At 64.2% G+C, this 12,497-nt stretch carries 11 protein-coding genes; 8 read left to right on the plus strand and 3 right to left on the minus strand.

The features are described from left to right. Positions 1-83: 83 nt before the first annotated feature. Positions 84-239 carry a Thivi_2564 family membrane protein gene (locus C7G41_RS06940; RefSeq protein ID WP_007599832.1) on the plus strand — a complete coding sequence of 52 codons (156 nt, stop codon included), beginning with the start codon at positions 84-86 and terminating at the stop codon, positions 237-239. A 140-nt stretch (positions 240-379) separates the two neighbouring features. On the opposite strand, the gene C7G41_RS06945 is transcribed toward C7G41_RS06940, so the two are convergent. From C7G41_RS06945 to cysD, 3 genes are all read right to left on the minus strand, one after another. Next, a complete protein-coding gene (locus C7G41_RS06945) occupies positions 380-2,545 on the minus strand; it encodes a malate synthase G (RefSeq protein WP_106941860.1) in 2,166 nt (721 codons plus the stop codon). Between the two features lie 339 nt (positions 2,546-2,884). Then, positions 2,885-4,801 (minus strand): adenylyl-sulfate kinase, encoded by a 1,917-nt coding sequence (gene cysC / locus C7G41_RS06955; protein WP_106941861.1) that lies wholly within the window; start codon positions 4,799-4,801, stop codon positions 2,885-2,887. A gap of 19 nt (positions 4,802-4,820) precedes the next feature. After that, positions 4,821-5,717 (minus strand): sulfate adenylyltransferase subunit CysD, encoded by an 897-nt coding sequence (gene cysD, locus C7G41_RS06960; protein ID WP_306768031.1) that lies wholly within the window; start codon positions 5,715-5,717, stop codon positions 4,821-4,823. Positions 5,718-5,860: 143 nt separating this feature from the next. Here cysD and cysG point away from each other — a divergent pair, with 143 nt between their 5' ends. The 7 genes from cysG to cysT all read left to right on the plus strand — a co-directional run bounded on the left by cysG (position 5,861) and on the right by cysT (position 12,491). Next, positions 5,861-7,285 carry a siroheme synthase CysG gene (cysG, locus tag C7G41_RS06965; protein WP_106941862.1) on the plus strand — a complete coding sequence of 475 codons (1,425 nt, stop codon included), beginning with the start codon at positions 5,861-5,863 and terminating at the stop codon, positions 7,283-7,285. After that, the gene (locus C7G41_RS06970) at positions 7,282-7,599 is read left to right on the plus strand and encodes a DUF2849 domain-containing protein (protein WP_007605455.1); all 318 of its coding nucleotides are present in this window, start codon (positions 7,282-7,284) and stop codon (positions 7,597-7,599) included. Before cysG ends, C7G41_RS06970 begins: the two co-directional genes overlap by 4 nt. Before the next feature lie 11 nt (positions 7,600-7,610). Then, on the plus strand, positions 7,611-9,266 hold the full coding sequence (locus C7G41_RS06975) for a nitrite/sulfite reductase (protein WP_106941863.1): 1,656 nt from the start codon (positions 7,611-7,613) through the stop codon (positions 9,264-9,266). Further along, positions 9,253-9,768 carry a DUF934 domain-containing protein gene (locus tag C7G41_RS06980; RefSeq protein WP_018454648.1) on the plus strand — a complete coding sequence of 172 codons (516 nt, stop codon included), beginning with the start codon at positions 9,253-9,255 and terminating at the stop codon, positions 9,766-9,768. Before C7G41_RS06975 ends, C7G41_RS06980 begins: the two co-directional genes overlap by 14 nt. Continuing rightward, the gene (locus C7G41_RS06985) at positions 9,765-10,496 is read left to right on the plus strand and encodes a phosphoadenylyl-sulfate reductase (RefSeq protein ID WP_106941864.1); all 732 of its coding nucleotides are present in this window, start codon (positions 9,765-9,767) and stop codon (positions 10,494-10,496) included. Before C7G41_RS06980 ends, C7G41_RS06985 begins: the two co-directional genes overlap by 4 nt. Positions 10,497-10,616: 120 nt before the next feature. Beyond that, positions 10,617-11,618: a sulfate ABC transporter substrate-binding protein gene (locus tag C7G41_RS06990; protein ID WP_199198228.1), complete on the plus strand. Its 1,002-nt coding sequence runs from the start codon at positions 10,617-10,619 to the stop codon at positions 11,616-11,618. Positions 11,619-11,654: 36 nt separating this feature from the next. After that, positions 11,655-12,491, plus strand: a complete 837-nt coding sequence (gene cysT / locus C7G41_RS06995; RefSeq protein ID WP_085385079.1) for a sulfate ABC transporter permease subunit CysT — start codon at positions 11,655-11,657, stop codon at positions 12,489-12,491. Positions 12,492-12,497 lie beyond the last annotated feature (6 nt).

The following is a 12,497-nucleotide window of genomic DNA, read 5'->3' on the forward strand; positions in this document are numbered from 1 at the left end:
CAGGGGGTTGCCTTGATGGAACCAGGCCGGGAGTTGCGCGTTAGGAGACCGTCAGCAATTTTGCCTAAAGGGGGGTCCTAGCGATGCTGGTCGGCGTACTCGTCACCTTTCTCGTCGTCATTCTCGTGCTTTACCTCATCAACATGCTGCCGATGGATGGCCGCGCCAAGCAGATCGCGCGCGTTGTCGTCATCATCATCGGTATCGTGTCGCTGCTGAAATATCTGGCAGTGTTTTAGCGCAGACCTGTAGCCCGCATGAGCGAAGCGATATGCGGGAAAGTCGACCCGGATGTCGCTTCGCTCATCCGGGCTACGGCATCTCTCAAACAAAAAAGCCCCGGCGTGAGCCGGGGCTTTTGGTGCTGGCTTATTAGGGCCTATCCCGCAGCCTTGGCCTCGCGGCGGCGGGCGGTGAGGATGTATTCGGTGTAGCCGTTCGGCTGCTCGCGGCCCTTGAAGATGAGGTCGCTAGCCGCCTTGAAGGCGGTGCCGTCGAAGGCAGGCGCCATCGGCTTGTAGATGGCATCGCCCGCGTTCTGCTTGTCGACCACGACCGCCATGCGCTTGAGCGACTCCATGACCTGGGCCTCGGTGATGACGCCCTGGTGCAGCCAGTTGGCGAGGTGCTGGCTGGAAATGCGCAAGGTGGCACGGTCTTCCATCAGGCCGACGTCGTGGATGTCAGGCACCTTGGAGCAGCCGACGCCCTGGTCGATCCAGCGCACGACATAGCCCAGAATGCCCTGGCAGTTGTTGTCGATCTCCTGCTTGACGTCGTCGGGCGCCCAGTTCGACTTCGACACCGGGATGGTGAGGATGTCTTCGAGCTTTGCCCGCGGGCCGCCCTTGGTGAGCTCCTGCTGGCGCGCGGTGACATTGACCTGGTGGTAGTGCAGCGCATGCAGCGTCGCCGCGGTCGGCGAGGGCACCCAGGCGGTGGTGGCGCCGGCCTGCGGATGGGCGAGCTTCTGGGCAAGCATATCCGCCATCTTGTCCGGCGCGGCCCACATGCCCTTGCCGATCTGGGCATGGCCGGGCAGGCCACAGGTCAGGCCCATATCGACGTTCCAATCCTCATAGGACTTGATCCAGGCTTGCGCCTTCATCTCGTTCTTGCGGATCATCGGACCCGCCTCCATCGAGGTGTGGATCTCGTCGCCGGTGCGGTCGAGGAAGCCGGTGTTGATGAACATGATGCGCTTGGAAGCGCGCTGGATGCAGGCCTTGAGATTGACGGTGGTGCGCCGCTCCTCGTCCATGATGCCGACCTTGAGCGTGTTCTCGGGCAGGCCCAGCATCTTCTCGACGCGGTCGAAGATCTCGCAGGTCAGCGACACCTCGTCGGGGCCGTGCATCTTCGGCTTGACGATATAGGCCGAGCCGGTGCGGCTGTTTTTGACCTTGGAGTTGCCTTGCAAGTCATGCACGGCAAGAAGCCCGGAGACGGCGGCGTCGAGCAGGCCTTCCGGAATCTCCTCGCCCTTGTCGTCCAGCACCGCGTCGGTGAACATGTGGTGACCGCAATTGCGCATCAGGAGCAGGCTGCGGCCGTGCAGCTTGACCTCGCCCTTGCCGTCGGGCGTCTTGTAGCTGCGGTCGGCATTGAGCGAGCGCGTCAGCGTCTTGCCGCCCTTTTCGAAGTCCGCCGACAGCGTGCCGTTCATCAGGCCGAGCGTGTTGCGATAGACCAGCACCTTGTCCTCGGCATCGACCGCGGCGACCGAGTCTTCCATGTCGAGAATCGTGGAGACCGCGGACTCCATGACCATGTCCGCGACGCCGGCCGGATCGTCCTTACCGATCGCGCTGGTGCGGTCGATCTTCACCTCGACATGCAGGCCGTTGTTGGCGAGCAGCACCGCGCTCGGTGCGGCTGCGTCGCCCTGGAAGCCCGCGAACTGCGCAGCGTTCTTCAGCGCGGTGGCGTTGCCGCTCTTCAGCTTCACCGCGAGCTGGCCCGCGACCACGCTATAGGCGGTGACGTCGGTGTGACTGCCGGTCGCCAGCGGCACGGCGGCATCGAGGAACGCTTTCGCTTTTGCGATCACCTTGTCGCCGCGCGCCTTGTTGTAGCCCTTGCCGCTCTCGGACGGATCGTGCGGGATGGCGTCAGTGCCGTAGAAGGCGTCATAGAGCGAGCCCCAGCGCGCATTCGCCGCGTTCAGCGCGTAGCGAGCATTGGTCAGGGGCACGACGAGCTGCGGGCCGCAGATCTTGCCGATCTCCTCGTCCACATTGGCGGTCTCGACCTTCTGCGTCGCCGGCTCCGGGACGAGATAGCCGATCGCCTTCAGGAACGCGGTATAGGCGTTGAGGTCGAACGCCTTGCCCTTGTTGGCGCGGTGCCAGTCGTCGATCTTAGCCTGCAGCGTGTCGCGCACCGCCAGCAGCGCGCGGTTCTTCGGGCCCAGCTCCTTGATGATGGCGGCAAGCCCGGCCCAGAACGCATCCGGCGCGATTCCCGTCTTCGGGGCCGCTTCCTTGGCGATGAAATCGAACAGGACGGGAGCAATCTTCAATCCGTGGGCGTCGACGCGTTTCATGATGGGCTTTCTCGTTGGAAATGGCTGTTTTTGGCTGCTTTTTACACGGCAGCAGCAAAATGCGCTCCAAGGAGCGGCTTTCGGGCTCTTATTAGCCCCAAAATCGGGGCCGTGAGAAGGCCCCCAAAAGTTGTCAAAATGTCAAGGCGAGGTGGCGCGCCGCCGGTGTCGTCCTGGCGAAGGCCAGGACCCATTACCCCAGGGAGGGGTTTGGCGAAGACTCGTCGTCCGGTACTGCGACCGAGTCCGACGGATAGATCACGCGGTATGGGTCCTGGCGTTCGCCAGGACGACACCGATGATGTGGCGACGCGTGGGCACCCTCAAGCTGAGCACCACTCAAATATTCGCGGCGAGGTCCACGACTTCGTCGAACAGCACGCCGGTCGTCTTGAGCATCTGTTCGATCTCGTCCGCCGCCTCGGCGACCGTCCGCGTCGAGGTATCGATCACGAGCTCGGCGGCCTCGGGCCGCTCGTAGTCGTTGCCGATACCGGTGAACGAGGCGAGCGCTCCGGCGCGGGCCTTCTTGTAGTGGCCCTTGGGGTCGCGCTCCTCGCAGATTCCGGCCGGTGTCGCGACGTGGATCTCGCGGAACGAAGTATCGGCGATGCGGCGCGCGGTGGCGCGGTCCTCGCGGGCGGGCGAGACGGCGGCGACAATGGCGATGTGGCCGTTGCGGGCAAGATGCGTCGCCATTTCGGCGAGGCGGCGGATGTTCTCGCTGCGATCGGCGGTCGAGAAGCCGAGGTCGCTGTTGAGGCCGGCGCGCAACGTGTCGCCGTCGAGCAGGATCGGCGAGCCGCCATTGCTGAATAGCCGCCGCTCCAGCGCTTTTGCGAGAGTCGACTTGCCCGAGGCGGGGAGGCCGGTGAGCCAGACCACCGCGCCGTTGTGCTGATAGCGCGCAGAGCGTTCGTCGGGCCGCAGCGCGGATTCCACCGGCACGATGTCGACGGGCACGGCGCGCTGGCCGGCATCGACCGACAGCACCAGACCGCCGCCGGCGATGCGCCCGGAGACCTCGATCACGAGACGGCCGGTGCGTGGATTTTCCGTGTAGGGATCGGTGGCAATCGGATTCGAAAGAGAAATATCGATCTCACCGACATGGTTGCGGCCGATCGCCTTGTTCTCGACGCTCGACAGCTCGCCGGGATCGACGGCCTTCTCGATGGCGACCACCGTGGCGCGGCTTTCCTTCGGTCCGCAGCGAACCAGCAACTGGTCGCCCTTGGCCAGCGGCTTGTCGTGCAGCCAGAAGATCCGCGCGCGCAGCCGCCGCGTCTCGCGCGGCGCGCTGTTCGCATGCGCGATGATATCGCCGCGTTCGACGAACAGCTCGCGGTCGAGCGTGATGCCGACCGAGCGGCCCGCACCCTGTCGGCCCGCGACCGGCGTCACCGGCCAGCTCTCGACCGTCTTGATCCTGGCGATCTTGCCGGCGGGCATGATCACGATTTCGTCGCCGGCAACCAGGCTGCCGGATTCAATCCGGCCCGCAACGATGCGGCGATCGTCGAATTTGTAGATCGCCTGCACCGGCAGACGCAGCGCCAGCGCTTCCAGCGGCCGCGCCGGCTCGAGCCTGTCAAGTGCTTCGACCACGGTCGGGCCCTTGTACCAGCCGATGCGGTCCGTGCGCTCGGCGACGCCGTCGCCGTCGCGGGCGGAAATCGGGATCACGGCCGTGGGCTTCACACCGAGCCCTTGCAGATGCGCCGAGATCTCGTCGCTGATCTCCTTGAAGCGCTCGGCGGAGAAGTCGACGCGGTCCATCTTGTTGACGACGACCGCGACCTGCTTCACGCCGAGCAGATGCAGGAGATAGCCGTGCCGCCGGGTCTGGTCGCGCACGCCTTCGAGCGCGTCGATGATCAGCACCGCACCGTCGGCCTGCGAGGCGCCGGTGATCATGTTGCGCAGGAATTCGGCGTGGCCGGGCGCGTCGATCAGCACGATGTCGCGCGAATTGGTGCGGAAGCGGATCTGCGTGGTGTCGATGGTGATGCCCTGGTCGCGCTCGGTCTGGAGCGCGTCGAGCAGAAACGACCATTCGAACGGCATGCCGCGCCGCGCGCTGACGGCCTTGAGCATCTCGAGCTTGCCGTCGGGCAGGCTGCCGGTCTCGTGCAGCAGGCGGCCGACCAGCGTCGACTTCCCGTGATCGACATGGCCGACGATGACGATGCGGACCTGCGGACGCGTGGTGCCGTTCGGTGTGGCGGGCGAAGCGGGGGTGACGATCATGTTCATACGACGCTCGCGTCCTTGATCAGAGGTAGCCGGCGACGCGCAGGCGCTCGAAAGCGTCCTCGGTCTCGTGGTCGAGCGCGCGGCCGGAACGTTCCGGCACCTTGGTCTGCTCGAGCTCGATCAGAATCTCGTCGATGTTCGACGCGTTTGAAGCGACCGGATTGGTGATGTCCTGATCACCCAGCGAGCGATAGCGCTTGCCGTTTTGCGACAGATAGAGCGGAATGATCGGGATGTTCTCGCGCTTGGTGTAGGCCCAGATATCGGACTCGGTCCAATGCAGGATCGGATGGATGCGCAAATGCGCGCCTTGCGGCGGCGATGCATTGAAATGATCCCAGAACTCCGGCGGCTGATCACGGACGTCCCAATTGCCTTCGAGGCCGCGCGGCGAGAACACGCGCTCCTTGGCGCGCGTGGCTTCCTCGTCGCGGCGGATGCCGGCAATCAGGCCGTCGAAACCGTATTTGCCGAGCGCCATCTTGAGGCCCTCGGTCTTGCGCGCGGCGGAACGGGCGGCCGGCGGCAGCGTTGGGTCGACGGCATCAATCGGCGGGCAGGGCTCGACGCGCAGATCGAGATCCCACTCCTTGCCGTAGTGATCGCGGAAGCGATACATTTCCGGAAACTTCTTGCCGGTGTCGACATGGAGGGCCGGGAACGGCAGGCGGCCGAAAAACGCCTTGCGTGCCAGCCAGATCATGACGTTGGAGTCCTTGCCGAGCGACCACAGCAGGGCGATCTTCTTCAAACGGCCAAAAGCCTCGCGGAAGATGTAGATGCTCTGGGCCTCGAGTTGGTCGAGATGGTCCATGCTCGGGGCCAGATCGGCAGAAAATTCTTGCGCGGGCGCGCGCTTGGCGAGAGCGGGGCCGCCCGGCCCGCCAGCAGTGGAACTGTCCTTGAGAAGATGCATCTCTGCCACTTTGCGTTTGGAGGCGAAAATTCTATAGTTGCGGTGCACGAGAGAAGAAAAAATTTTCTCTTTGCGCGCTCGAAACGACACATATATAGAAAATAATTCCAGTCAACCCCGGATGTGGGGTAAGCGAGTATCGTATGCGGTTCTTGCCCGTGTTCCTCGATCTCAAGGCCGGTCCGGTGGTCCTCATCGGTGCGGGTGAGCTTTTGCGCGCCAAGCTGCGCGTGCTCACTGCGGCCGGTGCGCGCATTCGCGTGCATGCGATCGACGGCAATCAGGACCTGGGTCTGAGCCCGGAGGATGCGGCGCGTATCGACATCGCGGCCGCCGATCCGCTGACCGCCGATCTCTCTGGCGTCATCGCCATCGTTTGCGCCGGCGCAGGCGAAGTCGGCGTGGCGATGTCGGCCCGCGCCAAGGCGCTCGGCCTGCCCGTCAACGTCATGGACGATCTCGAGCATTCCAGCTTTATCTTTCCGGCGATCGTCGATCGCGGCGACGTCGTCGTCGCCGTCGGCACTGGCGGCACGTCGCCGGTCGTGGCGCGGCGCGTCCGCGAGAAGATCGAGGCGCTGCTGCCGGCGCGCATCGGCGAGCTCGCCGAGTTCATCGGCGGCTTCCGCAAATCCATCAACGAGCGTATTGCCGAGTTTCCGCTGCGCCGCCGCTTCTGGGAGCGTGTCATCGACGGCCCGATCGGTGCCGCCGTTCTGGCCGGCCGTAAAAGCGAGGCGGACGCAGCGCTCAAAGCGATTTCCGATCCATCCGCGTTCGCGCGGGCCGACAAGCCGGAAGGCTCGGTCGCGCTGGTCGGCGCCGGTCCGGGCGATCCGGATTTGCTCACCATCAAGGCGCTGCGCGCGCTCCAGGACGCAGATATCGTCTTCCATGACGAGCTGGTCTCGCCTGAAATTCTCGACCGCATCCGCCGGGACACCACGCGCGTTGCGGTCGGCCGCCGCGTCGGCAAGCCCGGCATCGGACAGGACGCCATCAACAAGCGCATGATCGAGGCCGCGCAATCCGGCCAGCGTGTGGTGCGGCTGAAGGGTGGCGATTCTTTCGTATTCGGCCGCGGCGGCGAAGAAGTGGAAGCATTGCGGGCCGCCGGCGTTGCCTATTCGATCGTTCCCGGCATCACCGCAGGGCTCGGTGGCGCCGCCGATTTCGAGGTGCCGCTCACCTACCGTCACGAAGCGACCCGCATCACCTTCCTCACCGCGCACAAGGCGCGCGACGCGGAAGTCGTGGACTGGTCGACGCTGACCGACGCCAGGATGACCGTCGTGGTCTACATGGGCATGACGGCTGCGCCGGCCATACGCGCCGGCCTCTTGGCCGCCGGCCGTTCGCCGGAGACGCCGGTCGGCGTATTCGCCCGCGTCACGCGTCCCGATGCGCAAGGTGCGATCGGCACGCTGCGCGATCTGCCCGAACTCGTGCGACGGACAAATGGCGGCCCCGCCATTCTCATCATCGGCGATGTAGTCCGGCATGCCGGCTCGCTTCGCCGACAAACCCCAAAACAAATCATCTCTGACCTATTGGATGCAGCCGAATGACCTCTCCGCTTGAACAGAAGAAGATCAAAATCGCCGGCCCCTCGGTCGTGACCGCCAACCGCACCTGGGACGGCATCGTGGTTTACCGCACCGCCGCCAAGAGCTGGTCCGCGGACCTGTCGGAAGCCGCAATCGTGCGCAACTCCGACGAGGCGAAAGCGTTGCTTGCGGAGTCCGTGGCCGATGACGTCGGTGCGATCGGTCCCTATATCGCGCCGGTACAGGTCGGTGCGGACGGCAAGATCGAACCCGGCAATCTTCGCGAACAGATCCGCCGCACCGGCGTGACTATCGGACAGCCGGTTCAGGTTTAAGGCGCTTTCTTATGTATGCTTACGATGAAATCGACCGCACGCTCGTCAACGAGCGCGTCTCGGAATTCCGCGACCAGGTGAAGCGTCGCCTCTCCGGCGAGCTCACCGAGGACGAGTTCAAGATCCTGCGGCTTCAGAACGGCGTCTATCTGCAACTGCACGCCTACATGTTCCGCGTCGCGATCCCCTACGGGACGCTGGCGTCGAACCAGTTGCGCGCGCTCGCCCACGTCGCGCGCAAATACGATCGCGGCTACGGCCATTTCACGACACGGCAGAACATCCAGTTCAACTGGATCAAGCTCGCCGAATTGCCGGATGCGCTGGCCGATCTCGCCGAGGTCGGCATCCATGCGATGCAGACCTCCGGCAACAACATGCGCAACGTCACCTCGGACCAGTGGGCCGGCGTCGCGCCCGGCGAGATCGAGGATCCCCGCATCTGGTCGGAGCTGATCCGGCAGCACACCACGCTGCATCCGGAATTCTCGTTCCTGCCGCGCAAGTTCAAGATCGCGATCACCGCGTCGGACCACGACCGTGCCGCGATCAAGATCCACGACATCGGGCTGAAGCTGATCAAGAACGAAAAGGGCGAGACCGGCTTCGAGGTGCTGGTCGGCGGCGGGCTCGGGCGCACGCCGTTCATCGGCAAGACCATCAAGCATTTCGTCCACGGCCGCGACATTCTCAGCTATATCGAGGCGATCCTGCGCGTCTACAACCAGTACGGCCGCCGCGACAACATCTACAAGGCGCGCATCAAGATCCTGGTGCACGAGCTCGGCATCGAGAAGTTCTCGCGCGAGGTCGAGGAGGAGTGGCAGCACATCCGCAACTCCTCGCTCCAGATCGACGACGAGGTGGTCGAGGACATCCGCTCGCGCTTCGCTTATCCTTCCTACGAGAAGCTGCCGCACATGCCGGACGAGCTGCGCCAGGCCGCAGCCGATCCCGATTTCGAAGCATGGCGCAAGAACTCCGTGGCCCCGCACAAGGTCCAGGGCTATTCCATCGTCACGATCTCGCTGAAGCCAATCGGCGCGCCTCCGGGCGATGCCACCGCCGAGCAGATGGATGCGCTCGCCGATCTCGCCGACAGATATTCGTTCGGCGAGATCCGCGTCGGCCACGAGCAGAACCTCGCTTTGCCGCATGTCGCCAAGCGCGACCTGCCGGCGCTGTGGAAGGCGCTCGACAAGCTCGGGCTGGCGACGCCGAACGTCAATCTGATCACCGACATCATCGCCTGCCCGGGTCTCGACTATTGCTCGCTGGCCAATGCGCGCTCGATTCCGATCGCGCAGGAATTGACGCGGCGCTTCGCCAATCACGAACTGGCCAATCTGATTGGCCGGTTGCACATCAACATCTCCGGCTGCATCAACGCCTGCGGCCATCACCATGTCGGTCATATCGGCATTCTCGGCGTCGAGAAGAACGGCGAGGAGGTCTACCAGATCACCATCGGCGGGCGCGCCGACGAGAGTGCCGCGCTCGGCAATCTGATCGGCCCCGGCGTCAAGTTCGACGAGGTGGCCGATGTCGTCGAGGACATCGTGGAAGCCTATCTGGCGCTGCGCGAGCGGCCCGAAGAGCTGTTCATGGACACTGTAAAACGCCTCGGCGTCGAACCCTTCAAGGAGCGCGTTTATGCCACTCGTTAACGGCGGAAAGATCGCCGACGACAGCTTCGTCAAGCTTGCCGTCGACACGCCGCTGCCCGAGGGCGGCGACATCCTGGTGCCGGCGGAGCGCTTCGTCGGCGAGGCGGATGCATTGCTCAAGCGGACCGGCAAGGTCGGTGTGATCTGGCCGAACAATCGCGACATCGCCGAGCTGGTGCCCTATCTCGGCAAGATCGCCGTCGTCGCGCTGGTGTTCCCGACCTTCCGCGACGGACGCGCCTACAGCCAGGCGCGGCTGCTGCGCGAGCGCTACAATTACCGCGGCGAATTGCGTGCGACGGGCCAGATCCTGCGGGACCAGTTCGTGTTCATGCTGCGCGCGGGCTTCGATTCCTTCGACGTCAAGAAGCAGGCCGACGCGGAAGCCTTCATGCAGACCGCGAAGCGCTACTCGGTATTCTACCAGCCGACCGGTGACGGCCGCATCACGGCGCTGCACCGGCGCATGCAACTGCGTCACTCCGAGGGTGTCGGCACGTGAACGCAATCGCGTCTCCAGTTTCGTCAATCTCGGTCTCTGCGCTGCCGTCGGCGGAGGAGCTCGATCGCGCCTTGCGCGATGCCTCGCCCGCCGAAATCATCGCAAGCGCGCTGAAGACGATCGGGCGCGACAAGCTTGCGCTGGTGTCCTCCTTCGGCACGGAATCGGCGACGCTGCTGAAGGTCATGGCCGACGTCGATCCGGCGATCCCGGTGATCTTCCTCGACACCGGCTGGCTGTTCGAGGAGACGCTGGCCTATCGCGACACGCTGATCGCGACGCTGGGCCTGAAGGACGTCCGCTCGATCAAACCTGCCGAGGAGACGCTGTCGCGCGAAGATCCCGACCGTGACCTCTGGTTTTCCGATCCCGACGCCTGCTGCCGTATTCGCAAGGTCGAGCCGTTGGCGCGGGCGCTGAAGCCGTTCGATGCATGGCTCAACGGCCGCAAGCGCTTCCAGGGCAGCTCGCGCGCCGGCATCCCTGTGGTCGAGGACGACGGCGCGCGGCTGAAGTTCAATCCCTTCGCCAATGTTTCGCGCGAGGAACTCGAGGCGATCTTCGCCCGCGCCAAATTGCCGCGTCATCCTCTGGTTGCGTCGGGATTTCTGTCGGTTGGGTGTATGCCTTGCACGAGCAGAACGGCCGAAGGCGAGGATGAGCGTGCGGGTCGCTGGCGCGGCCGGGCCAAGACGGAATGCGGCATCCACACGATGAAGACTTCATAGCAAAGTTACGCTGCCCGGCTCCGAACAAGAAAATCCGGTTCCGTTGACTTAAGCGCGTTTCGCCCCGAGTTATGCCTGCCATCGATGACGCCGACGTCATCGATGTGAATGGAGATGGACATGATGCGCCGTATCGTTCCGCTCGCTGCAGGACTGCTCGCGACAGGCTTGTTGGCTAGCTCGGCTCTCGCCGCTGACATCAATCTGCTGAACGTATCGTACGATCCGACGCGTGAGCTCTATGTCGAGTTCAACAAGGCGTTCGCGAATGCCTATCAGAAGGAAACCGGCAAGAGCGTCGAGATCAAGCAGTCACATGGCGGCAGCGGTTCGCAGGCGCGCGCCGTGATCGACGGATTGCAGGCCGACGTGGTGACGCTTGCGCTCGCCTACGACATCGACGCCATCGCAGGCAAAGGCCTCACGACGGCTGACTGGCAGAAGCGGTTGCCGCAAAATTCGTCGCCCTACACCTCGACCATCGTATTTCTGGTCCGCAAGGGCAATCCGAAGGGCATCAAGGACTGGGACGATCTGCTCAAGCCGGGTGTCGCCGTGATCACGCCGAACCCGAAGACGTCAGGCGGGGCGCGCTGGAATTATCTGGCGGCCTGGGGCTTTGCGCAGAAGAAATACGGCTCGGCGGACAAAGCCAAGGATTTCATCGGAAAGCTCTATCAGCAGGTGCCGGTGCTCGATACCGGTGCGCGCGGCGCGACCGTGACCTTCGTCGAGCGCGGCGTCGGCGACGTGCTGCTCGCCTGGGAGAACGAGGCGTACCTGGCGCTGAAGGAGTTCGGTCCGGAGAAATTCGAGATCGTGGCGCCGCCGCTCTCGATCCTGGCAGAACCGCCGGTGACGATCGTCGACAAGGTTGCCGATAAAAAAGGCACCCGCAACGCCGCCGACGCTTACCTGCAATATTGGTATACCAAGGAAGGTCAGGAAATCGCGGCGCGCAACTTTTATCGTCCGCGCGATCCCGAGATCGCTAAAAAGCACGAAAACTCCTTCGCGAAGGTCGAGCTGTTCACGATCGACGAACTTTTCGGCGGCTGGACCAAGGCGCAGAAGGAACATTTTGCCGACGGCGGCGTCTTCGATCAGATCTACAAGAACTGATCGGGCGCTGTCGGCGGGGCTTAAACAGGGGGCCTGGTGAGCGCAATCGCAGCACGACGCCGGACATTGCCGGGCTTCGGTCTCACCATGGGGCTGACGCTGTCCTGGCTGTCGATCATCATCCTGATTCCGCTCGCCGGCCTGTTCCTGAAATCGCTCGAGTTGAGCCCCGAGCAATTCTGGAACATCCTCTCCAGCCGTCGCACCCTGAATGCCCTCCGCGTCTCCTTCGGCCTCGCCTTCGCGGCGGCGTGCGTCAATCTGGTGATGGGTAGCATCATCGTCTGGGCGCTGGTGCGCTACCGCTTCCCGGGAAGGCGGCTGTTCGACGCCATCGTCGACGTGCCCTTTGCGCTGCCGACGGCGGTCGCCGGCGTCGCGCTGACCGCGTTGTTCGCCGAGAAGGGCTGGCTCGGCGCGCCGCTTGCGGCGGCTGGCATCAAGGTGGCGTTCACGCCGGTCGGCATCTTCGTCGCGATGATCTTCATCGGCATTCCTTTCGTGGTGCGCACGGTGCAGCCGGTGCTCCAGGATCTCGACCCCGAGATCGAGGAGGCCGCGGGCAGCCTTGGCGCGAGCCGCTGGCAGACCATCATTCGCGTGATCCTGCCCTCGCTCGGCCCGGCGCTGCTGACGGGGCTGGCGCTTGCCTTCGCGCGCGCGGTTGGCGAATACGGCTCCGTGATCTTCATCGCAGGCAATCTGCCGAACGTCTCCGAGATCGCGCCTCTGCTGATCGTGATCCGCCTCTCTGAATTCCGCTATGCCGATGCGACCGCTATCGCGGTGGTCATGCTGGTCGTGTCCTTTGTCATTATCTTCGCCGTCAACCGGCTCCAGCGCTGGGCGCAGAGCCGGATTCCGGTGCGATGAGGACGG

Source organism: Bradyrhizobium sp. MOS002, from assembly GCF_003020115.1.
Classification (GTDB): Bacteria; Pseudomonadota; Alphaproteobacteria; order Rhizobiales; family Xanthobacteraceae; genus Bradyrhizobium.

What these genes read in the sequence shown, in the direction of transcription:
- C7G41_RS06940 (WP_007599832.1), top strand. Translation starts at nt 84, where the DNA reads ATGCTGGTCGGCGTACTCGTCACCTTTCTCGTCGTCATTCTCGTGCTT.
- C7G41_RS06945 (WP_106941860.1), bottom strand. Translation starts at nt 2,545, where the DNA reads ATGAAACGCGTCGACGCCCACGGATTGAAGATTGCTCCCGTCCTGTTC.
- cysC (WP_106941861.1), bottom strand. Translation starts at nt 4,801, where the DNA reads ATGAACATGATCGTCACCCCCGCTTCGCCCGCCACACCGAACGGCACC.
- cysD (WP_306768031.1), bottom strand. Translation starts at nt 5,717, where the DNA reads ATGCATCTTCTCAAGGACAGTTCCACTGCTGGCGGGCCGGGCGGCCCC.
- cysG (WP_106941862.1), top strand. Translation starts at nt 5,861, where the DNA reads ATGCGGTTCTTGCCCGTGTTCCTCGATCTCAAGGCCGGTCCGGTGGTC.
- C7G41_RS06970 (WP_007605455.1), top strand. Translation starts at nt 7,282, where the DNA reads ATGACCTCTCCGCTTGAACAGAAGAAGATCAAAATCGCCGGCCCCTCG.
- C7G41_RS06975 (WP_106941863.1), top strand. Translation starts at nt 7,611, where the DNA reads ATGTATGCTTACGATGAAATCGACCGCACGCTCGTCAACGAGCGCGTC.
- C7G41_RS06980 (WP_018454648.1), top strand. Translation starts at nt 9,253, where the DNA reads ATGCCACTCGTTAACGGCGGAAAGATCGCCGACGACAGCTTCGTCAAG.
- C7G41_RS06990 (WP_199198228.1), top strand. Translation starts at nt 10,617, where the DNA reads ATGATGCGCCGTATCGTTCCGCTCGCTGCAGGACTGCTCGCGACAGGC.